Raw genomic sequence first — 22,117 nt, 5'->3', positions numbered from 1 at the left:
GGGCGCGCGCCCCGGCACCCGCGGGGATCGCCGGCCGGGCGCCCTACCCGGCGGCCACGGCGCGGAGCCCCTGCTCGAGGTCCGCGACGAGGTCGTCGGGATCCTCCAGGCCGGCCGAGACGCGCAGGAGCGCCGGCGGCGCCTCGGGGTCCACCTTGCGCCGCCACTCGACGAGCGACTCGACGCCGCCGAGCGAGGTCGCGTCCCGGAACAGCCGGAGCTTGCCGGGGAGCGCCCGCGCCTCGGCCTCGCTGCCGAGCTCGAACGCGAGCATGGGCCCGGGCCCGCGCATCTGGCGGGCGGCCAGCTCCCGGCCCGGGAAGTCCGGGCGCGAGGGGTGCCACACGCGCGCCACCCGCGGCGCGAGGAACTCGGCCAGGCGCGTGGCGGTCGCGGACTGCGCCCGGACCCGGACGCCCAGCGTGCGCACGCCGCGCAGGACGAGCCAGGTCTCGAGCGCGCCCAGCACCGCGCCGCCGACCGTGCGCCCGCGGCGCAGCGCGGCGCCCAGCGCCGGGTCGCGGGCCACCAGCACGCCGCCCAGCGCGTCGGAGTGGCCGGAGAGGAACTTGGTGAGCGAGTGCATCACCAGGTCGGCGCCGAGCGCGAGCGGCTGCTGCAGCGCCGGCGTCGCGAACGTCCCGTCCACCACCAGCAGCGCCCCGGCCGCGCGGGCGCGCGCCGCGTGCGCCGCGACGTCCTGCACCTCGCAGGTCGGATTGCGCGGGGTCTCCAGCCAGACGAGGTCGCCCTTGCCCACCGGCGCGTCGAGCGCGACCTTCTCCACCCCGAGCCGCGCCAGCGCGTCGATGGCGGCGTGCGTGCCGTGGTACCCGCCGCGCGCGATGGCGACGCGCCGGGGCTGCAGGTGGAGCAGGGCCGCGGTGACCGCCGCGAGGCCGGAGGCGTACACCACCGCGGTGCCGCCCCCCTCCAGCGCGCCGAGCACCGCCTCCAGGCGGCGCCGCGTCGGCTGCTCGTCGCGCGAGTAGACGAGGCCTTCCGGGTTGTCGGCGTCGAAGGTGGTGGAGAGGTGGATGGGCGGGGCGACGTCGGGGGACGGCTCGAGGCCGGCGTCGGCGTGGAGGGCGAGGGTCTCGGGGCGGAGCGGATCGGCCATGCGGCGCATCCTCGTCCCGCCCGGCCCCGGCGGCAAGCTGCCGCACGCGTCACCCCGGCCCCGCCCGGTCACCCGGCGTCACGCTCCGGTTTCGGGCGCGGGCGCGCGGGCGCGGCTAGGATGCTGGCCATGACCAAGAAGCGCGTCGGCATCCTCACCGGCGGCGGCGACGTCCCCGGCCTGAACAGCGTCATCAAGAGCGTCGTGTACCGCGGCGCCGAGCACGACATCGAGGTCGTGGGCATCCGGCGCGGGTGGGAGGGGCTCACCCACCTCGACCTCACCGACTCCGCCAGCAAGGCGCGCTACGTCTGGCCGCTCGACCGCGAGAACACCCGCACCATCGACCGGACCGGCGGCACCATCCTCCACTCCTCGCGGACGAATCCCGCGAAGATGAAGAAGCTGCCGCCGCACCTGCAGGGGACGTCGTTCCCGACCTCGACCAGCACCAAGGGCGGGACGGCCACCACCACCTTCGACGTCTCGAAGCAGGTGCTCGCGAACCTGGAGGCGCTCGGGCTCGACTACCTGCTCGCCATCGGCGGCGACGACACGCTGTCCTACGCGGCCAGGCTCCACGACCTCGGGTTCAAGGTCATCGCGATCCCGAAGACCATGGACAACGACGTCCGGAACACCGAGTACTGCATCGGGTTCTCGACCGCGATCACCCGCGCCATGGACGCGATCGAGCGCCAGCGCACCACGGTCGGCTCGCACGAGCGCATCGGCGTCTTCCGGGTGTTCGGCCGCGACGCGGGGTTCACCTCGCTCTACACCGCCTACGTCACCTCGATCCGCTGCCTCATCCCCGAGCACAAGCCGAAGATCGAGCACGTGGTGGACCTGCTGGTCACCGACAAGCGCGACAACCCCTCGGGCTACGCGCTCATCGTGCTCTCCGAGGGCGCGCAGTGGGAGGGCTACGCGGTGCAGGAGTACGGCGACCCCGACGCGTTCGGCCACCGCAAGAAGGCCAGCGTGGGCGAGTCGCTCTCCGACGAGATCAAGCGGCGCACCGGCGAGGAGACGATCGTCTCCGACCTGACCTACGACCTGCGCTCGGGCGATCCCGACTTCATCGACAAGCTCATCGCGTACACCTTCGGCACCATGGCGTTCGACGCGGTGCTGGAGGGCAAGAGCGGCCTCATGTCGGCGCTGGTGGACGGGCGCTACGACCTCGTCCCCATCCCCGACCCGAAGCTCGGGCCCCGCAAGGTGGACGTGGCGAGCATGTACAACACCGACCGCCTGCGCCCGATCTACGCGAACAAGCGCGGGCTGCCGGTGTTCCTCAACAAGATCTGACGCGACCCCCGGCCCTGCGCGCGGCCCCCGGCCCTGCGCGCGGCCCACGGCCCGCGCCGCCCCCGCGGCCCGTCCTCCGGGCGCGGGGCCGCGGCGCGGTCCCGCCGGCCTACAGCTCGTACAGCGACGTGCCGAGGCGCTTGTAGCCGCGCTCGCGGGCGAGCGCGTCGAGCTGGAGCGTGGTCCAGTCGGCGAGCAGCAGGTCCGGCGCGCCCTCCCGGGCCACCGTCTTCAGGTAGCCGTTGCAGCCCTGGCAGACGTCGAGGCGCAGGCCGTCCTCGCCCTCCACCTCGAAGACGTCGATCTTCTCGGCGGTGGCGTTGCCGCAGTACGGGCAGCCGATGCGGCGGAACTTCCAGCGGGTCCCGCAGCAGCCGCAGGCGAGGCGGCGCTCGCGGCCGGCCGCGGCGGGGACGAGCTGCGCCACCACCGGGCGCGCCGCGCAGGTGGGGCAGTGCGCGTGCATCCACCCGTCCTCGTCGCGCCAGGCCTGGAACGCGGCCACGGTGGGCGCGAGCACGCGGCGCAGCGCGCTCCAGCCCAGGTAGCGGAGGAGGCCGGGCTGCGCCGGCGCCTCGGCGTGCTCGCCGTCGAGCACCCAGGCGACGGCGCCGCGCAGCTCCGCGGGCCGGCCGGCGAAGCGCTCCTTCAGCTCGCGCACGCCGGCCGCGACGGCGTCGGGCAGCGGCGCGGCGTCCAGCGCGGCGATCACCTGCTCGAGCGCGGCGGCGCCGTGCGCCGCGACGTCGGGCCGGCCCTGCTCGGCGCGCAGGAGCGCGATGCCGCGCCCGTACTCGGCGCGGTAGGCCTCCCACTGCTCCGGCGCGGGCGGGGGGGCCGCCTCGGCGCGCGCCGCGGCGTCCTCGACCCTCCCCTGGACGTCGGCGATCCGCGAGAGGTAGGGGTGGGTGCGCAGCCAGTCCTGGAGTTCCGTGTCCATGGGCCTTCCCTTGTAGCGAAAAGAGAAGCTCCCGGCACCGGGAACCGGCACCGGGAGCTTCGGGTCGCGTACGCGCGGGCGCGTTACGCGCTGGCCTGCTCTGCGTTGGGCTCGTTCGCCGCCTGGGCGGGCTCCTCCTTCGGCAGCACCGGCATGTGACGGACGGCGAGGCCGAACAGGAAGATGGTCGCCGCGATGAGGCCGAGCGAGACGCCCCACTCGACCGCGCTCGGCAGGTACGGCTGCGCCGAGTCCTGGGGCATGGCGCCCTTCAGGTTCATCGCGAACACCACCACGCTCATGCGGTTCAGCACGATGCCGCCGGTCGCGAGGGCCGACGCCAGGCCGAGGACCGCCGGGCGCTCACGGAGCTTCGCCGCGCCGAGGAGCACGAGCGGCAGCAGGCCGCCCAGCACCACCTCGGCCAGGAACAGGCCGGCCTTCGGGCCGGTGAGCGCGTGCCCGAGCTGGCCGCGGACGGCCAGGTCGCCGAGGCGGAACGCCTCGTACACCGCGAGGGCCCAGAAGGCCACCTTGCCCAGCGCGGCGAGCTGCGCCACGCGGACCTGCCGCTTGAACGCCTTCGCGATCCACAGCTCCACCAGCACCATCAGGCCCAGGCCGGCCGCGATGGACGAGAGGAAGAAGTAGACCGGCATGACCGGCGACCACCAGGCGTGGTCGAGCTTGTCGGGCATGAGCAGGAACAGCGAGCCCAGCGAGCTCTGGTGCATGGTGGACAGCGTCACCGCGGCGATGGCGAGCAGGATGGGCACCGGCTTCTCGCCCGGGCGCGTGCGGAACGCGTACGCCAGGACCGAGAACACCGCCGCCGCGCCGGCGGCGATGAGCACGTTGCGGGACATCAGGTAGACGAACAGCGTCACCGCGCCCACCACGTACCAGGGCGACCAGCGCTTCCAGGCGTCCATCGCCTTCTTCATGCCCCAGCGCTCGAACGGCACCGGCATGAACTCGAACGCGAGGACCGTCACGTACAGGCCGACGCACCAGGAGACCTCGAACATGGCCGAGTGGTGCGGGGCCTCGGTGCCGAGGCGCCAGAAGTGCCACGGCAGGCCGAGGTCGGCGAGCAGCGTCACCGTGACGAAGGAGTAGGACAGCAGGCCCATCAGCACGGCGGACCGTCCGATGGAGTACAGGTCCTTCCGCTGGAGCACGTAGATGAGGCCCGCGGTGGCGAACGCGCCGGCCGCGACCGCGATCCACACCAGGTCGAAGACGATCCAGAGGCCCCAGGCGTAGGTGTCGCTCAGGTTGGTGGAGCCGCCCAGGCCGAGGGCGAACCGGGCCACGAAGGAGATCGCGCCCCAGGCCATCACCGCCGCGAGCAGCTTGTTCGCGGTGGTCCAGAACGGCTGCTTCACCGGGGCGAACTCGGGGTGGTGCTCGTGCGCCTTCCCCTCCTTCGCCTTCACCTCCTGCTTGCGCTTCGACAGCGCGTACACGCCGCCGAGCGCCGCGCCCACCCCGATGACCGCGGGCGGGACCGCGCCGAGCGCCACCGCGCTGCGGCGGGGCAGCGGGTCGGTGCCGAGGTCCATGGGGAACCCGAGCTTCTCGAACGGGACCGGCGACAGGTACAGCATGTTGGTCCCGCCCACCTCGTGCTCGCCGTAGACGTGGTCCACGTACTTGGACGGGCTGGCGGCGATGCGCGCGTGCGCCTCCTTCAGCAGCTCGTCCCGGTCGCCGTACTTCAGCGCGCCGGCCGGGCACTGCTTCACGCACGCCGGGGTGGCGTACGCCGCGGCGAGGCGGGTGCGCTCCTCGGCGCTGAGCGCGACGCCGTTGCGCTCCACGGGCGCGACCGCCGCCTGGCGGCCCACGCACATGTCGCACTTCTGGATCTTGGGCGCGAGCGAGTCCCACTCCGCGGTGGGCACGCCGAACGGGCAGGCCCACATGCAGTAGCGGCAGCCGATGCACTTCGAGGCGTCGTAGGCGACCGCGCCCGACTCGGTCTTGTGCAGCGCCGTCACCGGGCAGGCGGCCGCGCAGGCCGGCTCCTCGCAGTGCATGCACTGGCGCTTGGTGGAGACGTACCGGAGCCCGCCCGGCGCGCTCGCGTCCTCCACCTCGTCGAACGTGACCACCGCGAACGTGCTGGAGGTCAGCGTGTTGGGGTTCTGGAGCCCCTTGTCACCGCCGAGCAGGACGGTCTGCTCGGCGGGGAGGTCGTTCCATTGCTTGCAGGTGCTCTGGCAGGAGCGGCACCCGATGCAGTACGTCGTGTCGATCAACGTGGCCTTGCTCATCGTCGTGTCCTTTCAGCGCGCCGCCCCTACCGCGAGGCGACGGCCTCCTCCACGCGAGCGACGTCGACGAGGCACGCCTTCGTCTCCTGGGTGCCGGCTCCCGGGTCCACCGCGTCGATGGTCAGGTAGTTGGTGCTCGGACCGGTGCTGAGGCCCTTGAACCCCCAGTTGTAGGGCATCCACACCACCGGCACCTCCTGGCCGGCGATCGTCATGACCTGCATGCGCTTGGTGACGACGGCCTTCACCGTCACGTTGCCGCGCGCCGAGGTCACCTTCACCTTGTCGCCCGACCGGATCGCGAGCTTCGCGGCCAGCTTCTCCGGCAGCTCGATCACCGGCTCCGGGAACAGCTCGTTCAGCCAGGGCACGTTGCGCGTGGTGGACCCGGCGCACCAGTGCTCCGCGATGGACGAGGTCATGAGCACGTACGGGAAGTCCTTCGACGCGCCGATGGGCTGCTTGGCCTTGACCCGCGGGTACTTGAGGCACGGGTTCGTCTGCACCTTCGGGTGCATGACGTTCGCGACCGGGCTCTCGACCGGCTCGTAGTGCTCGGGGAACGGACCGTCCTTCGGCACGTAGGAGCTGTCGATGGGCAGCTCGTCCTTCGCCTCCTTGAAGGACTTGTACGGCGCGGCCATGAGCCGCCCCAGGCCCTCGGCGTTCATGCGGAACGCGCGCTGGCCCTCCGGCGTGTCCGGGCCCTTGGTGGCGTCCGGCACGTCCGGCGTGTCCTTGCCCTTCCACTTCTTCTCGGTCTCGTCCCAGGCGATGATCGGGATGGTCCCGGGCCAGGGCTTGCCGTTCGCGTCGCAGGAGGCGCGGTTGTAGAGGATCTTCATGTTGCCCGGCCACGACCAGGCGAAGTCCTTGTAGAAGCCGATGCCGGACTTGTCCGAGCTGTCGCGACGCTTCGACAGGTTCTTCCCGCCGGCGAAGACGCCCGCGTACAGCCAGACGCCCGACGAGGTGGAGCCGTCGGCCTGCAGCTGGCCGATGCCGCCCACGAAGTCACCCGCCTTCAGCACCTTGCCGTCGGGGAGCGTCACGTCGCGGTGCACGCGGCCGTTGATCTCCTTCAGCACGTCCTCGGCGCGGCTCTCGGCGCGGTAGTCCCAGGCCGCCTTCGCGAGCGGCGCGTCCTTGGGATCCGCCGACCCGGCGTACAGGTCGCGGACCTTGCGGTAGACCGCGTCGATGATCTCGAGGTCGGTCTTGGCCTGCCCCGGCGGCTTCACCGCCTCGTGGCGCCACTGCACCATGCGGCCCGAGCCGGTGATGGTGCCCTCCTTCTCCATGAAGTACGCGGCCGGGAGCAGCAGCACCTCGGTCTGGATCGCCTTCGGGTCGGTGCCCGGGCGCTGCCAGAACGCGGCGGTCTCGGTCTCCCACAGCTCCTGCACCACCAGCATGTCGAGCTTCGACAGCGCGTCGTGCACGTACGAGAGGTTCGGGTTCGTGACCATCGGGTTCTGCCCGAGGGCCCACAGCACCTTCACCTGCCCGGCGTAGGCGGCGTCGAGGATGCCGTACAGCGAGTAGTCCTTCTTGGCGCTCTTCTTCGGCAGCCAGGCCCAGCCGAACTCGTTCTCGGGGGTGGCGTTCTCGCCGAACCACGCCTTCAGGCCGTTCGCGGTCATCTTCGCGCGGAAGCTGCCGTTGGCCTTCGTCCAGTCCTTGAACGTCCGGTGGACGTGCTCGGGGTAGTTCAGGTAGCCGAACATGTAGCCGTGCAGCACGGACATGTCGCAGGCGCCCTGCACGTTCGGCTCGCCGCGCAGCGCGTTCACGCCGCCGCCCGCCACGCCGATGTTGCCGAGCAGCATCTGCAGGATGCCGTAGCAGCGGATGTTCTGGATGCCCACCGTGTGCTGGGTCATCCCGAGCGCGTACAGGATCGTGCCGGGGCGGTTGTTCGCGTACAGCTCCGCGATCTCGACCACCTGCTTCGCCGGCACGCCCGAGATCTGCTCCGCCACCTCCGGCGTGTAGCGCGCGAAGTGCTGCTTCAGCTTCGAGAACACGCAGCGCGGGTCGTCGAGGTCCTTCGCCTTGACCGGCTTGCGCGCGGCGTCGAGCTCGTAGCCCCACGAGGCGTTGTCGTACTTGTGCTTCTCGTGGTCGTAGCCCGAGAACACGCCCTCGTCGAAGCCGAACTCGTCCTTCGAGACGAGCAGCGCGTTCGTGTGCAGCTTCACGTACGCCTCGTCGTAGAGGCGCTTCTGCAGCACGTGGTTGATGACGGCCGACAGGAACGCGATGTCCGAGCCCGGACGGATGCGCGCGAACACGTCGGCGACCGAGGAGGTGCGGTTGAAGCGCGGATCGACGTGGATGATCTTGGCGCCCTTCTCCTGCGCCTTGCGGATCCACTTCATCGCCATCACGTGGTTCTCGGCGGCGTTGGATCCCTCGATCAGGAAGACCTTCGCGTTCTGCAGGTCAGCCCAACCATTCGTCATCGCGCCACGGCCGAACGATGCCCCCAGACTGGGGACGGTGGGGCTGTGTCAAAGCCTGGCCTGGTGCTCGACGTAGCTCGTCCCGAGGAGACGGCCCATCTTGTTGAAGAGGTAGCACTCCTCGTTCGTGTTCTGGGCGCCGCCCATGAGCGCGATCGCGTCGGTCCGGTTGACCGGGTACTCGGTGTCGCCGTCCTGCTCGGTGGCGGTCCAGCTCGCGTCGCGGACCTCCTTGAGCTTCCGGGCGAGCTTCTCGTACGCCTGCTCCCAGGAGAGCTCCTCCCAGCGGTCGGAGCCCGGCGCGCGGTACATCGGGACCTTCACCCGCCGCGGCGAGTCGTGCGTGGCCTTCATGGCCGCGCCCTTGGTGCAGAGCGCGCCGAAGTTGATGGCGTGGTCCGGATCGCCCTCGAGGTTGACCAGCTGCCCGTCCTTGACGTGGGCGACCATGCCGCAGCCGCACGAGCAGAAGTTGCAGGCGGTGGTGAACTCCTTGGTGCCCTTCAGCTTCAGGGCGCCGGTGGCGGCCCGCGCCTCACCCGGGCCGAAGCCCAGGTCGGCGAGCGCCAGCCCGGCCGTGCCCCCGGCTGCAATCTTCAACCAATTTCTTCTGCTCAGGGTCATTGTGGTGCTTCCCTTTCGTTGCCAATCCGGATGGCGGCTGCTCCGCGGGTCGCGGCGTGTGCACCGGCCGGGCCACCCGATCGACTGCCTCCTCGAGCGTAGGCCGGGCCTCGACGCGGGCGCACTGTACCGATCGGTCCACATTGATGCAAGTACGCGTCACGGCGAGCGAATTCCGACCCAAGTCGAGTTCAAAGGTCCATGAAATCGGGAATACCTGTTCCGGGGGAGCGGGAGAACCCCTGGACTTCCCGGGTCCGGTACCGGGTTGATCGGGATCAATTGCACACGTGCATTTGGTCGCGCGCTCGCGGCGCAGACGAAAATTACGCGCCGGGATTCCCCTGCGGCCGTCCCGGCGCAATCGGTGCGCGCGGGCCGCCGCGCGCCCGGGGGCGCCCGCGCGACGACTCCCTGCCCGGCCCGCACAACGGGCATACTTTGACGAGGCGGGGCCGCGGGCCCGGCCAGACGCCCATGCCCAACCGCCGCCGCCCGCCCGCCGTCGTCCTCCGCACGCACGCGGTGCCCGCGGCCGTGGCCGCCATCAGCCTCGCCGCCGCGCTCGCGTCGTGGCAGTACGTCCGCGCCGCGGTCCAGGCCCAGGAGGCGGCGCGCTTCCGCGAGCGCGCCACCGCCGGCACCGACGCGATCCGCGACCGGATGAACGCGTACGTGGCGATGCTGCGCGCCACGCGCGGCTTCGTCGAGGCGACCGGCGGCGAGCCGGACCGGATCGGCTTCCGCGCCTACGTCCAGAGCACGGAGCTCACCCGCTACTACCGCGGCATCCAGGGCCTCGGCTGGAGCCGGGCGCTCCTGCCCGGCGACCTGGAGGCGCACGTGGCCGCGGTGCGGGCGCAGTGGGATCCCGGCTACCGCGTCTGGCCGGAGGGCGAGCGCGCGCTCTACTCCAGCATCGTCTTCCTCGAGCCGCTGGACTGGCGCAACCGCCGGGCGATCGGCTTCGACATGTTCTCCGAGCCGGTCCGGCGCGCGGCGATGGAGCGGGCGCGCGACAGCGGCGACGTGGCCGCGTCCGGCCCGGTGGAGCTGGTGCAGGAGGCCGGCAGCGAGCGCCAGCCCGGGTTCCTCGTCTACCTGCCGGTGTACGCGCGGGCGCCGCGCTCGCTGCAGGAGCGGCGCGAGTTGCTGCGCGGCTGGGTGTACGCGCCGTTCCGCGCCACCGACCTGCTGCGCTCCACGCTCGACGACGCGCCGGCGCGCACCATCGGGCTGGCGGTGTACGACGGCGAGTCGGAGACGCCCGACGCCCTGCTGTACGACGACGGGACCGCCGCCCGGGGCGGCGCGCTCACCACCGCGCACCGCCTGGAGGTGGCCGGCCGCACCTGGACCGTGCGCCACACCGCCACCGCCGCGTTCGTCTCGCTCACCGATCGCGCGCTCCCGGGCCTGGTGCTGGGCGTGGGCGCGGCGCTCACGGTGCTGCTGTTCTGGATCACCCGCTCCGAGGTGATGGCGCGCGGCCGCGCCGAGCAGGACGCGCGCCGCACCGCGTTCCTGGCCGCCGCCAGCCAGCGGCTGGCCTCGGACCTCGACTACCGGCGCACGCTGCCGGACGTGGCCCGGCTCGCCGCCGAGCGGGTGGCGGACGCGTGCGTGGGCTGCGTGGTCGAGCCCACCGGACCGCTGTGGTTCGCCGGCCACCGCGATCCGGCGCGGGCCGAGGGCTGGCTGGCCGCGGCCGCCGCCGCCGGGCTGGATCCGGAGGGGCGCACCGGGATCGCGGCCGCCCTGTCCACCGGCCAGCCGCACGAGGTGGACCACGCGCCGGACCGCCTGCCCCACTTCGCGCGCTCGCCGGCGGTCGCGGCGCGGCTGCGCGAGGAGCGGGTGGAGGCGCTGCTCAGCGTGCCGCTGGTGGTCCGGGGCGAGCCGGTCGGCGCCGTGACCCTGCTCTCCGCGCACGGCCCGTTCGACGCCCACGACCGCGCGCTCGCCGAGGACCTGGCCCGGCTGCTCGCCGCCGCGGTGGACACCGCGCGGCTCACCTGGCGCGCCCAGGACGCGGTGCGCGTCCGCGACGAGTTCCTCTCCATCGCCTCGCACGAGCTGAAGACCCCGCTCACCTCGCTCGCGCTCCAGTCCGACAGCCTGCGCGCCAGCGCCGGGCGCGGCGACGCGGAGGCGCTCGTGCGCAAGTCCGAGGTGATCCGGCGCAGCGTGGACCGGCTCACCCGGCTGGTGGCGAGCCTGCTCGACCTCTCGCGCATCAACGCGGGCCGGCTGGAGCTGGAGCTCGAGCCGGTGGACCTCGCCGAGGTGGCGCGCGACGTGGTGGCGAGGTTCGAGGAGGAGGCCTCGCGGGCGGCGTGCCCGCTCTCGCTGGAGGCGCCCGAGCCGGTGGTGGGACGCTGGGACCGGGTGCGGCTCGACCAGGTGCTCACCAACCTGCTCGGGAACGCGGTGAAGTACGGGCCGGGCCGGCCGGTCGAGGTGCGCGTGCGGACCGACGGAGACCGGGCGCTGCTCTCCGTCCGCGACCACGGCATCGGCATCTCCGCCGCCGACCAGCGGCGCATCTTCGAGCGCTTCGAGCGCGCGGTGTCGCGCCGCCACTACGGCGGCTTCGGGCTGGGGCTGTGGATCGTGCGGGAGATCGTCGAGGTGCTGGGCGGGACCGTCCGCGTCGAGAGCACGCCCGGCGCCGGCTCGACGTTCACCGTGACGCTGTCGCGCGCGCCCGAGGCCGCCGCGACGCACCGGGCCGGCGCCGCCACCACCAGCCCGCCCCCCACCGCCTGACCGCGCTACGCCGGCCCCGGCTGGCACCGCGGACACCACCAGGTGCCGTGGGCGTGCGGGCCCTGGCGCGCGAACGCGATGGGCGCGCCGCACCGGCGGCACGGGCGCCCGCCGCGGCCGTACACCCAGGTCCGCTCCCGCGGGTTCATGCGGCGGGTGGTGCGCCGTCCGCCGCGCCAGGTCTCCACCCCACCCGGCCCGGGCGGCGGCACGTTCTCGCCGATCAGCCGCCGCGCCGTCGCGATCACCGCCCGGAGCGCTGCCTCGTCGAGCTCCTCGACCCGCCGGAACGGACTCACCCCGGCCACGAACAGGATCTCCGACTTGAGCTCGTTGCCGGCGCCGGCGAGCGCCGACTGATCCACCAGCGCGTCCGCCACCGCGAGCCCCCCGCGCGCCCGCAGCCGCCGCTCCGCCTCGGCCGCGTCGAACGCGGGGGAGAGCAGGTCGGGCCCGAGGCGCGCCAGCGCCCGGTGGCGCCCCAGGTCCGCTGCGCGGATCCACTCCGCGACCGGGAGATCGAACGCCACCGCCACCGCGTCCGGCACCTCCAGCAGCACGCGCATCGCCGAGGCCGGGCGCCGCCAGGGGGCGCCGGGCCGGTACAGGTGCCAGCTCCCGTTCATGCGCAGGTGCGTGCGGAGCACCAGGCCGCCGGAGAGGTGGAGGAGCAGGTGCTTGCCCACGGCCTCGGCCCGCTCCACGGTCCGGCCGACCACCGGCGCGTCGGCGTCCACGCGCGCCAGCCGCGGCAGCACGGTCTCGAAGCGGACCACCGGCTTGCCGGCGAGCGCGCGGTGCAGGGCGCGCGCGGCCCGGGCCAGCGTGTCGCCCTCCGGCATCAGGCCAGCCCGGCGCCGGAGGGGAGCGTGAGCGCGCCGGCGGCGCGGCGCGGGAGCTGCAGCGCGGTCCCGGCCGGCGAGAACCCGGCCTGCACCAGGAAGCCGGCCAGCGGGTGCTCCGCCGCGGCGGCCCCGTTCACCTCCTCGAGCAAGGCGCCCTCCCCGCGCGCGAGCGCGTCGCGCGCCAGCCCCGCGAGCGCGGCCGCCACCGCCTCGCCCACCCGCGAGCGGTCCGGCTCGTCCTCGGGCAGCCACGCCAGCACCTGCCGCAGCCCGCGGGCGACCCAGGCGCCGGGCGCGCCGTCCACCAGCACCACCTGGGCGCCCACCGCGCGCGCCGGGCGCTTGCCGTCCGGCGCGCCCGGCACCGGCGGCCACTCCACCAGCGCGCCCCAGGCGTTGGCCGGATCGGCCGCCGCCAGCGTCACCACCTCCGGCGCCTCGCCCGGCTCGCGCGACGCGCGCAGGAGGTCCAGCGCGCCCGGCTGCGCGAACTGCATCGCGCCCACCCCGGCCACGAAGTACCCGCGGCGGATGCGCCCGGACTCCTCCAGGTGGCGGAGCACGTCGTAGACCGCGCCGAAGCCGCCCGGCAGCGCCTCGGCGGCGGCCACGCCGCGGGTGACCACGCCGTAGCGGGCGAGGAGCTGCTGCGCCACCGCCGCGCTCCACTGCGTCGGGGTGGGCCGGGGCCGGCCGCCGGCGTCGCGGCGCGCCTCCACCAGCGTCCAGCGCCCGCCCGCGCCGGGCGGCGCGGACAGCCGCGAGCGGTACCCGGCCGCCGACGCCCGCCGGGCGGTGCGGCGCGCCCGCTCGCGATCGCGCCGCGGCGCGGAGCGCGCGGCGCGGGCCCGGAGCACCTGGAACGTGTCGTTCGTCACCAGGCCGCGCCACACCAGCGCCCAGATCGCGTCCACCGTCTGCTGCGCGAACCCGCCGCCCGCCGCCTCGTGCAGCTCCGGGAAGAAGCAGGCCCCGCGGCGCGCCAGGTGCTCGAGGATGCGCCGCTCGCGCGCGTCCTCCGGCGGCTCGGCGGGGCGCGCCGGCGGGAGCAGCGCGGGCAGCGCGTCGGCGAGGAACAGCGCCACCCGCCCATCGCGCTCGCCGAGCGGCTCGAGGCCGACCCAGGTGACCTCGCCGCCCGCCGCGAGCGCGTCGAGGTCGCCGGGCAGGTAGCCCTCCACCCGCGCCGGCAGGATCTCGCTCTCCAGCAGCGACGCGGGGAGCGGCGCGCCCTGGAGCTTTTCGACCGCGTCCAGCACCGCGTCGAGCCCCGCGGTCCGCCGGGTGATCCCGTGCCAGCCGAGCAGCGTGCGGCCGAGCACGCGCGGCTCGACCGGCTCGATCTCCTCGCGGAGCTTCGCCAGCGAGCGGCGCCGCAGCGTCCGGAGCACGTCCGGGTCGCACCACTCGCGCTCCGCCCCGTGCGGCCGGAACGCGCCCTCGAGCAGCCGGCCCGCGCGCCCGAGCCGCTCCAGCACCCGCTCCCCCGCGGCCCGCGCCAGGCCGAGCCGCGCCGCCAGCTCCCCCGCGGTGAACGGCGCGTGGCGCCGCGCGTACCGCGCCACCAGGCCGTCCAGCGCGTCCGGCACCGGGGCGAGCAGCGCCTCGGGCACGCCGGGCGGCAGCGGGACCCCGAGGCCGTCGCGGTAGCGGGCCGCGTCCTCCACCGCCACGAACCGCTCCTCTCCGCCGACGCGGAGCGCCACCGCCCGCCGCTCCGCCACCAGCCGGTCGAGGCTCGCCGCGACCTCCGGGCTCGCCGCGCGGCGCTCCACCTCGGCCCGGGTGAGATCGCCGAGCCGGAGCAGCATGTCCGCGAGGCCGTCGGCGCTGCGCACCCGCAGCTCCGGCGGCAGCAGCTGCAGCCGCGCCTCCAGGTCGGCGAGCGCGTCCGCGTCGAGCAGCTCGCGCAGCTCCGCCTCGCCCAGCAGCTCGCGGAGCTGCGCCTGGTCGATGGCGAGCGCCTGGGCGCGGCGCTCCGCCAGCGGCGCGTCGCCGTCGTAGATGAAGCTCGCCACGAAGCCGAACAGGAGCGATCCGGCGAACGGCGAGGGCACCCGCGTGTCGGCCACCGCGCGGCGGACGCGCCCGGACTTCAGGTCGCGCATCAGCTCCACCAGCGCCGGCAGGTCGAACACGTCGCGCAGGCACTCGCGGTAGGCCTCGAGGAGCAGCGGGAACTGCGCGAAGCGGGAGGCGACCGCCAGCAGGTCGGCGGCGCGCTTGCGCTGCTGCCACAGCGGGGTCCGCTGGCCGGGGCGGCGGCGCGGCAGGAGCAGCGCGCGCGCCGACGCCTCGCGGAAGCGGGCGGCGAACAGCGCGGTGGCCCCGAGCTGCTCCACCACCAGCGCCTCGACCTCCTCCGGCTCGGGGAACAGGAAGTCCACCTCGGGGGGCTGGTCGGTCTCGGGGAGGCGCAGCGCGAAGCCGTCGTTGGTCCAGAGCGTCTCCGGGTCGGCGCCGAGCCGGTCGCGGGCGCGCCGGGCCGCCGCCATGCACCACGGCACGAGCAGCGCGCTGCCGAACGGCGCGAGCACGCACACGCGCCAGTCGCCCAGCTCGTCGCGGCAGCGCTCCACCAGCACGGTCCGGTCGTCCGGCACCGCCCCGGCCGCCTGCTGCTGGTCCTCCAGGTAGCGGACCAGGTTCTCCGCGGCGCGCGCGTCGAGGCCGTGGCGGGTCCGCAGCCGCTCCAGCGCCGCCGCGCGCGGCACGCCGCGCAGCTCCCGCACCAGCCGCCCGATGCGCCGCCCCAGCTCCACCGGCCGGGCGGCCGCGTCGCCGTGCCAGAACGGCATCTTGCCGGGCTCGCCCGGCGCCGGCGACACCAGCACGCGGTCGTGCGTGATCTCCTCGACGCGCCAGGTGGAGGCTCCCAGGGTGAACGTCTCTCCCACGGCGGTCTCGAAGACCATCTCCTCGTCCAGCTCGCCCACCCGCGCCTGGCCCTTGGCGCCGCCCAGCAGGTACACGCCGTAGAGCCCGCGGTCGGGGATGGTCCCGCCGCTCACCACCGCCACCCGCCGCGCGCCCTCGCGCGCGCGGAGCACGCCGCGCACCCGGTCCCAGGTGACGCGCGGGCGCAGCTCGGCCAGCTCCTCCGACGGGTAGCGGCCGGAGAGCAGGTCGAGCACGCCCTCCAGGATCCCGCGCGGCAGCTCGGCGAACGGCGCGGCGCCGCGCAGCGCGGCGTGGAGGTCGTCCACCCGCCAGTCGTCGAGCGAGACCATGGCCACGATCTGCTGCGCCAGGACGTCGAGCGGGTTTCGCAGGTAGCGGGTCGCCTCGACGTCGCCCTCCTGCATGGCCTCGGTCAGCGCGGCGCACGCCACCAGGTCGCCGCGGTACTTCGGGAACAGCACCCCGGCGCTGGGCGCGCCCACCTGGTGGCCGGCGCGCCCGATGCGCTGCATGCCGCTCGCGACCGAGGGCGGCGCCTCGATCTGGACCACCAGGTCCACCGAGCCCATGTCGATGCCCAGCTCGAGCGAGGAGGTGGCCACCAGGCCGCGCACCCGGCCGGCCTTGAGGTTGTCCTCGATGGCGATGCGCTGCGGGCGGGCGATGGAACCGTGGTGCGCCTGCACCAGCGTCTCGCCGGCCAGCTCGTTCAGCGCGCCCGCGAGCCGCTCGGCCACCCGGCGGCTGTTCACGAACAGCAAGGTGGTGCGGTGCGCCTGCACCAGCTCCAGCAGGCGCGGGTGGATGGCGGTCCAGATCGAGGCGCGCGGCGGCGCCTGCGAGGCGTCGCCGCCGGGCAGGTCGAGCGGCTCGCCCAGCCGCGCCATGTCCTCGACCGGCACCTCCACCGTGAGCTCGAGGGGCTTGCGCGATCCGGCGTCCACCACCGTCACCGGCCGCCAGGCCGGGCGGGCGGCCCGGTCGCGCAGCTCGCCCAGCGCGCCCTCGGCCTCGCCGGCCGCCGCGGGCGCGGCGGGGACGGCGCCGCCCAGGAAGCGCGCCACCTCGTCGAGCGGGCGCTGCGTGGCCGAGAGCCCGATGCGCTGCAGCGGCCGCCCGGCGAGCTGCTCGAGGCGCTCCAGCGACAGCGCCAGGTGCGCGCCGCGCTTGCTGGGCACGAGCGCGTGGATCTCGTCCACGATCACCGTCTCGACGGTGCGCAGCCCCTCGCGCGCCGCCTGCGTCAGCAGGAGGTAGAGCGACTCCGGGGTGGTGATGAGGATGTCGGCCGGATCCCGCGCGAAGCGGGCCCGCTCCGCCGCGGGCGTGTCGCCGGTGCGCACCGCCACGGTGGGGATCCGGTGCGCGTCGCCGCGCGCGGCGGCCACCTGCGCGATGCCGGCGAGCGGCGCGCGCAGGTTGCGCTCCACGTCCACCGCGAGCGCCTTCAGCGGCGACACGTACACGACGCGCAGCCGCTCCCGGCGCGCCGGCTCGGGCGAGAACATGAGCCGGTCGATGCAGGAGAGGAACGCGGCCAGGGTCTTGCCGCTGCCGGTCGGCGCGAGCAGGAGCGTGCGCTCCCCCCGGTGGATGGGCGGCCAGCCGAGCGCCTGCGCGCGGGTCGGCGCAGCGAAAGCGCGCTCGAACCAGGCCCGCACCGCGGGGTGGAACGGCACCGCCGCCGGGCCGGGGGATCGCGCCATCTCCCGAGTCTAACGGAGGGGCCGGACGGCCGCCCCCGGCGAGCCGGCCGCGAGCGCCAGCGCGCCGGCGCGCACGCGCACGGTCACCTCCACCGAGGCGACCCGCGCCCCGGCGCGCAGCCCGCCGGGCTCCGCCTCCACCCGCGCCCCGGGCTCGCCGCCGCGCCCGCCGGCGCCGGCGGCGAGGCCGCGGATGACGCTCCCCGCGATCCATGCCGCGCCGGCGGTGCGGGGCGCGGCCTCGAGCTCGGCCTCCGGCCCGACCGCGGCCACCGTCACGAGGTCCACCGCCGCCGCGCCGCCGACCTGCTGCGCGCGCGCCACCTGGTCGCGCGCCGACACCACCTGCAACCGGCGCGGCGCGCGCCGCGGGGGCGCCCTGCGCGGCAGCAGGCCCTTCCCGGCCCGGGCCAGGTTCGCCTCGCGCAGCGTGGGCGCCGCGGGCGCCGGCGCGGCGGGCTGGGCCGCGGGAGGACCGCCGGGCGCGACGGCCGCGGCGGAGGACGGCGGTTCGGCCGGCGGCGGCGCGACGGCCGCCAGCGAGAGGAGGAGCGCGGCGAGCGACGGGGACATCGGACCTGCCCATCCACGGCGCGAGGGGGCGCCGTCGATACCGGCGGCGCGAGGGGGCGCCGTCCGCTCGACGTTGCGTCGCCGGGCGGCGGGGCGCCACGCCCCGCGCCCGGCCAGCGGCGTGCGCACGGCCTGCGACGCGGCGCGGCGTCCCCCTCCGGACGGGCGGCGCACCCGCGCACGGCGGGTTAGAAAGGGGGCGCCCCGCACCCGAGGACGCGCCCCATGAACCCAGCCTTCACCGACCACCTGCGCACCCAGCTCGACCGCCTCCAGGCGGAGGGGCTGTTCAAGCGCGAGCGCGTCATCACCAGCCGCCAGGGCCCCTGGGTCGAGGCCGACGGCCGGCGGGTGGTGAACCTGTGCGCGAACAACTACCTCGGCCTGGCCGGACGGCAGGAGCTGGTGGACGCCGCGGTGGCGGCGCTGCCTCGCTGGGGCTTCGGGATGTCCTCGGTGCGGTTCATCTGCGGCACCCAGGACATCCACAAGGAGCTGGAGCAGCGGCTGGCGCGGTTCCTCGGCTTCGAGGACGCCATCCTATTCTCGTCCTGCTTCGACGCGAACGGCGGGGTGTTCGAGGCGCTGCTCGGCGAGGAGGACGCGGTCGTCTCCGACGCGCTCAACCACGCCTCCATCATCGACGGCATCCGGCTCTGCAAGGCGCGCCGCTACCGGTACGCGAACGGCGACATGGCCGACCTCGCCGCGCAGCTCGCCGCCACCGACGCGGCCGGCGCGCGCTTCAAGCTGGTGGTCACCGACGGCGTCTTCTCCATGGACGGGTACCTCGCCAACCTGCCCGCCATCTGCGACCTGGCCGGGCGGCACGGCGCGATGGTGATGGTGGACGACAGCCACGCGGTGGGCTTCATCGGCGAGCACGGCCGCGGCACGCACGAGCACCATCGGGTGATGGGCCGGGTGGACCTCGTCACCGGCACGCTGGGGAAGGCGCTCGGCGGCGCGTCGGGCGGCTACGTGGCCGGCTCGCGCGAGGTGGTGGAGTGGCTGCGCCAGAAGGCGCGCCCCTACCTGTTCTCGAACACGCTCGCGCCGGTCATCGCCGCCACCAGCATCGCGGTGCTCGACCTGCTGGAGTCCGGCGACGCGCTGCGGCGGCAGCTCCGCGAGAACGCCCGCCACTTCCGCGCCGAGCTGACGCGGCTCGGCTTCGAGCTGCTGCCGGGCGAGCACCCCATCATCCCGGTGATGCTCCACGAGGCGCCGCTGGCGCAGGAGATGGCCCGCCGGCTGCTCGACGAGGGCGTCTACGTCACCGGCTTCTTCTTCCCGGTGGTGCCGAAGGGGCAGGCCCGCATCCGCACGCAGATGAGCGCGGCGCACTCGCGCGAGGACCTCGACCACGCCGTGGCGGCGTTCGAGAAGGTCGGCCGCGCGCTGGGCGTCATCTGAGCACGTTCACCCCGAGGGAACCGACGCGATGAAGGCACTCGTCAAGGCGAAGCGCGAGGAAGGCATCTGGATGCAGCACGACGTCCCGGTCCCCGAGGTCGGGGTCCACGACGTGATGATCAAGGTGACGAAGAGCGCGATCTGCGGCACCGACGTGCACATCTACAACTGGGACGAGTGGAGCCAGAAGACCGTCCCGGTGCCCATGGTGGTGGGGCACGAGTACGTGGGCCGGGTGGAGAAGGTCGGGGCCGAGGTGGAGGCGTTCCGGCCCGGCGAGCGGGTGAGCGGCGAGGGCCACGTCACCTGCGGCTTCTGCCGCAACTGCCGCGCCGGCCGCCGGCACCTCTGCCGGCACACGGTGGGCGTGGGCGTGAACCGGCCCGGCTCCTTCGCCGAGTACGTGGTGATCCCGGCCGACAACGTCTACCGCATCCCGGACGACATCCCCGACGACATCGCCGCCATCTTCGACCCGTTCGGCAACGCCACGCACACCGCGCTCTCGTTCGACCTGGTGGGCGAGGACGTGCTCGTCACCGGCGCCGGTCCCATCGGCGTCATGGCCGCCGCCATCGCGCGGCACGTGGGCGCGCGGCACGTGGTGGTGACGGACGTGAACGACTACCGGCTCGACCTGGCCCGCCGGATGGGCGCGTCGCGGGCGGTGAACGTGGCGAAGGAGGACCTGCGCGCGGTCATGTCCGAGCTGGGCATGCGCGAGGGCTTCGACGTGGGGCTGGAGATGAGCGGGAACGGCCGCGCCTTCCGCCAGCTCCTCGAGGTCATGAACCACGGCGGCAAGGTCGCCCTGCTCGGCATCATGGCCGGGCCGGAGCCGGTCGACTGGAGCCAGGTGGTGTTCAAGGGGCTCCAGCTCAAGGGCGTGTACGGCCGGGAGATGTACGAGACCTGGTACAAGATGGTCGCGATGCTGCAGAGCGGGCTCGACCTCTCCGCGGTCGTCACCCACCGCTTCTCGATCGACGACTTCCAGCAGGGCTTCGACGTCATGCGCAGCGGGCGCTCCGGCAAGGTGGTCCTGGACTGGGGCGCCGCGCGCTGACCGCTTCACCCTCCGTGATCTGAGACCGCACGTGCGGCGCGCCCGCGCCGCGCGACAACAAGCCGCGCGCCGGTCGCACCCGCACGCGGGGTGCGACGCCGCGAGGACTGCGCCCGGATCCCCACCGGACCGGTCCACTTTCGTCCCCGCCGTGCGCTGCGCGAACGTCGCACGCGCAGCGCGTGCGGGCTGCCCGGACCCGGACCGATCGGGCGCGACCGGGCATGCGGACCGGTGGAATCCACATCCCGCGGACCGGCGCGGCCAGCGCGCTCACGTCGCGCGCCCCGCGGGCCGGCGGCGGCCCCGCGCACCCCGCGCCCCGGCGCACGGTGCGGCCCGTCCGCGCGCGCGAACGAACGGCGCTCCGTCGCGCACCGCGTGCGCGGCGCGGGGGTGGGCTCCGACCCATTGCCGCCACCCCGCCCCGGTCGAACGCTGGCTCCCGCAACGCCGCGCCCAGACCGGAGCGCGGCTCATCCGCCCCCCGGCGGAGAGGAGAAGCCAGATGAGCGACCAGCAGCAGAAGAGCGGAATCGGACGGCGCGCGATGCTCAAGGCCACCGCGGTGGCCGCGGGCACGGGCCTCGCGCTCGACCTCTTCGGCGGGAAGGCCGAGGCAGCCGAGCCGCGCGCGAAGCGGCCGCTGCCGAAGAAGTGGGACGAGACCTGGGACGTGGTGGTGGTGGGCTCCGGCTTCGCCGGCCTGGCCGCCGCGGCCGAGGCCGCCAAGGCCGGCGCCAAGGTGACGGTGCTCGAGAAGATGCCGGTGTACGGCGGCAACTCGATCATCAACGGCGGCGAGTACAACGCCTGGACCGACGAGCTGCACCTGCGCGAGAAGCTGAAGCTCCCCGACGACTCGAAGGACCTCCACGGCAGCGACACGCTGAAGGGCGGCGACTACTACGGCGACCCGAAGCTGGTCGAGATCCTCTGCCGCGAGTCGCCGAAGGCGCTCGACTGGATGATCGACGAGGGCGGCCTTCAGCTCCGCGAGATCCTGAACCGCACCGGCGGCCACACCGCCTACCGGACCCACACCTGCAAGGAGGGCGTCGGGCGCGGCTACACCGAGGCCGAGCGCAAGATCGCCGAGAAGGCCGGCGTGAAGGTCCGCCTCAACCACGAGATCACCTGGATCTGGCGCGCCGACGTGGACGGGCCGGTGCTGGGCGTGGAGGTGAAGGCCCGCGGGAAGAAGCTCCAGGTCAAGGTCAACCGCGGGCTGGTGCTCGCGTCCGGCGGCTTCAGCCGCGACGTGAAGATGCGCATGGCGTTCAACCCGAGCCTGGTGGCGAGCTACAACTGCACCAACCACCCGGGCGCCACCGGCGAGACCATCCGCTTCGCGCAGGCGGTCGGCGCGGACACGCTGCACCTCGGGTTCATCCAGCTCTACCCGTACGCCGAGCCGGAGACCGGCATCCTCGACGCGCCGGCCGTCTACCCGTTCCGCGGCCCGGGCTACGGCATCCTGTACGTGGACAAGAAGGGCAAGCGCTTCGTGAACGAGCTGGAGCGCCGTGACGTGGTCTCGCGCGCCGAGATCAACACCGGCATGAAGCCGACCTACTCCATCTTCAACGCGAAGATGGCGCCGCTCATGGGCGGCACCAAGGAGGAGATCGACGCCGGCATCTCCAAGGGCCGCTTCGTGAAGGCCGACACCATCGACGAGCTGGCCGGGAAGCTCGGCCTGCCCGCGGACACGCTCCGCGAGACGGTCGCCACGCACAACCGGTACATCCGGGAGAAGAAGGACCCGGACTTCGCCAAGCCCATCACCGACCGCATGCTGCCGCTCGAGGAGGGGCCGTTCTACGGCATCGCCCAGTGGCCCGCGGTGCACCACACCATGGGCGGCCTGCGCATCGACGAGCAGGCGCGCGTGATCGACATCTGGGGCAACCCCATCCCGAAGTTCTTCGCCGCCGGCGAGGTCACCGGCGGCATCCACGGCGCGAACCGCCTCGGCGGCAACGCCGGCCCGGACGCGGTCGTGTTCGGGCGCATCGCCGGCCGCAGCGCGGCGGGCGCCGGCCCGGCCGCCTAGGCCGGCCCGCGGACGCCCGGCGCCGGTCCCGCTCGCCGGCCCG

General features: G+C 74.4%; 12 protein-coding genes. 5 read left to right on the top strand and 7 right to left on the bottom strand.

Annotation, left to right across the window (positions count from 1 at the left end; all coding sequences use genetic code 11):
• Nucleotides 1-43 precede the first annotated feature (43 nt).
• The gene (locus ANAEK_RS08985) at nucleotides 44-1,120 is read right to left on the bottom strand and encodes a PLP-dependent aspartate aminotransferase family protein (RefSeq protein ID WP_012525838.1); all 1,077 of its coding nucleotides are present in this window, start codon (nucleotides 1,118-1,120) and stop codon (nucleotides 44-46) included.
• A 129-nt stretch (nucleotides 1,121-1,249) separates the two neighbouring features.
• Between ANAEK_RS08985 and ANAEK_RS08980 the strand changes: the two genes are divergently transcribed.
• Nucleotides 1,250-2,434: a 6-phosphofructokinase gene (locus tag ANAEK_RS08980; protein WP_012525837.1), complete on the top strand. Its 1,185-nt coding sequence runs from the start codon at nucleotides 1,250-1,252 to the stop codon at nucleotides 2,432-2,434.
• Nucleotides 2,435-2,543: 109 nt separating this feature from the next.
• Here ANAEK_RS08980 and ANAEK_RS08975 read toward each other — a convergent pair whose 3' ends face one another.
• The 3 genes from ANAEK_RS08975 to fdnG form a co-directional block, all read right to left on the bottom strand.
• A complete protein-coding gene (locus ANAEK_RS08975) occupies nucleotides 2,544-3,374 on the bottom strand; it encodes a formate dehydrogenase accessory protein FdhE (RefSeq protein WP_012525836.1) in 831 nt (276 codons plus the stop codon).
• Nucleotides 3,375-3,457: 83 nt separating this feature from the next.
• On the bottom strand, nucleotides 3,458-5,653 hold the full coding sequence (locus ANAEK_RS08970; RefSeq protein WP_012525835.1) for a 4Fe-4S dicluster domain-containing protein: 2,196 nt from the start codon (nucleotides 5,651-5,653) through the stop codon (nucleotides 3,458-3,460).
• A 26-nt stretch (nucleotides 5,654-5,679) separates the two neighbouring features.
• Nucleotides 5,680-8,742 (bottom strand): formate dehydrogenase-N subunit alpha, encoded by a 3,063-nt coding sequence (fdnG, locus tag ANAEK_RS08965; RefSeq protein ID WP_012525834.1) that lies wholly within the window; start codon nucleotides 8,740-8,742, stop codon nucleotides 5,680-5,682.
• A 477-nt stretch (nucleotides 8,743-9,219) separates the two neighbouring features.
• Here fdnG and ANAEK_RS08955 point away from each other — a divergent pair, with 477 nt between their 5' ends.
• Nucleotides 9,220-11,511 (top strand): CHASE domain-containing protein, encoded by a 2,292-nt coding sequence (locus tag ANAEK_RS08955; RefSeq protein ID WP_012525833.1) that lies wholly within the window; start codon nucleotides 9,220-9,222, stop codon nucleotides 11,509-11,511.
• A 5-nt stretch (nucleotides 11,512-11,516) separates the two neighbouring features.
• Here the strand turns inward: ANAEK_RS08955 and ANAEK_RS08950 are convergent, their stop codons facing one another.
• The 3 genes from ANAEK_RS08950 to ANAEK_RS08940 are packed head-to-tail and all read right to left on the bottom strand — an operon-like array spanning nucleotide 11,517 to nucleotide 17,536.
• Nucleotides 11,517-12,353 carry a DNA-formamidopyrimidine glycosylase family protein gene (locus tag ANAEK_RS08950; RefSeq protein WP_012525832.1) on the bottom strand — a complete coding sequence of 279 codons (837 nt, stop codon included), beginning with the start codon at nucleotides 12,351-12,353 and terminating at the stop codon, nucleotides 11,517-11,519.
• Nucleotides 12,353-16,963 carry a DEAD/DEAH box helicase gene (locus ANAEK_RS08945; protein ID WP_012525831.1) on the bottom strand — a complete coding sequence of 1,537 codons (4,611 nt, stop codon included), beginning with the start codon at nucleotides 16,961-16,963 and terminating at the stop codon, nucleotides 12,353-12,355. The genes ANAEK_RS08950 and ANAEK_RS08945 overlap by 1 nt, the downstream gene beginning before the upstream one ends.
• 9 nt (nucleotides 16,964-16,972) lie before the next feature.
• Complete coding sequence (locus ANAEK_RS08940; RefSeq protein ID WP_012525830.1) at nucleotides 16,973-17,536, bottom strand: hypothetical protein; 564 nt, start codon at nucleotides 17,534-17,536, stop codon at nucleotides 16,973-16,975.
• A 225-nt stretch (nucleotides 17,537-17,761) separates the two neighbouring features.
• Between ANAEK_RS08940 and ANAEK_RS08935 the strand changes: the two genes are divergently transcribed.
• From ANAEK_RS08935 to ANAEK_RS08925, 3 genes are all read left to right on the top strand, one after another.
• Entirely contained in the window at nucleotides 17,762-18,952 is a 1,191-nt protein-coding gene (locus tag ANAEK_RS08935) for a glycine C-acetyltransferase (protein WP_012525829.1), read from the top strand.
• Between the two features lie 28 nt (nucleotides 18,953-18,980).
• Entirely contained in the window at nucleotides 18,981-20,018 is a 1,038-nt protein-coding gene (tdh, locus tag ANAEK_RS08930; protein ID WP_012525828.1) for an L-threonine 3-dehydrogenase, read from the top strand.
• Between the two features lie 508 nt (nucleotides 20,019-20,526).
• Entirely contained in the window at nucleotides 20,527-22,074 is a 1,548-nt protein-coding gene (locus ANAEK_RS08925; protein WP_012525827.1) for a flavocytochrome c, read from the top strand.
• Nucleotides 22,075-22,117 lie beyond the last annotated feature (43 nt).

Source organism: Anaeromyxobacter sp. K, from assembly GCF_000020805.1.
Taxonomy (GTDB): Bacteria; Myxococcota; Myxococcia; order Myxococcales; family Anaeromyxobacteraceae; genus Anaeromyxobacter; species Anaeromyxobacter dehalogenans.
This window is presented reverse-complemented; position numbering and strand designations above follow the sequence as displayed.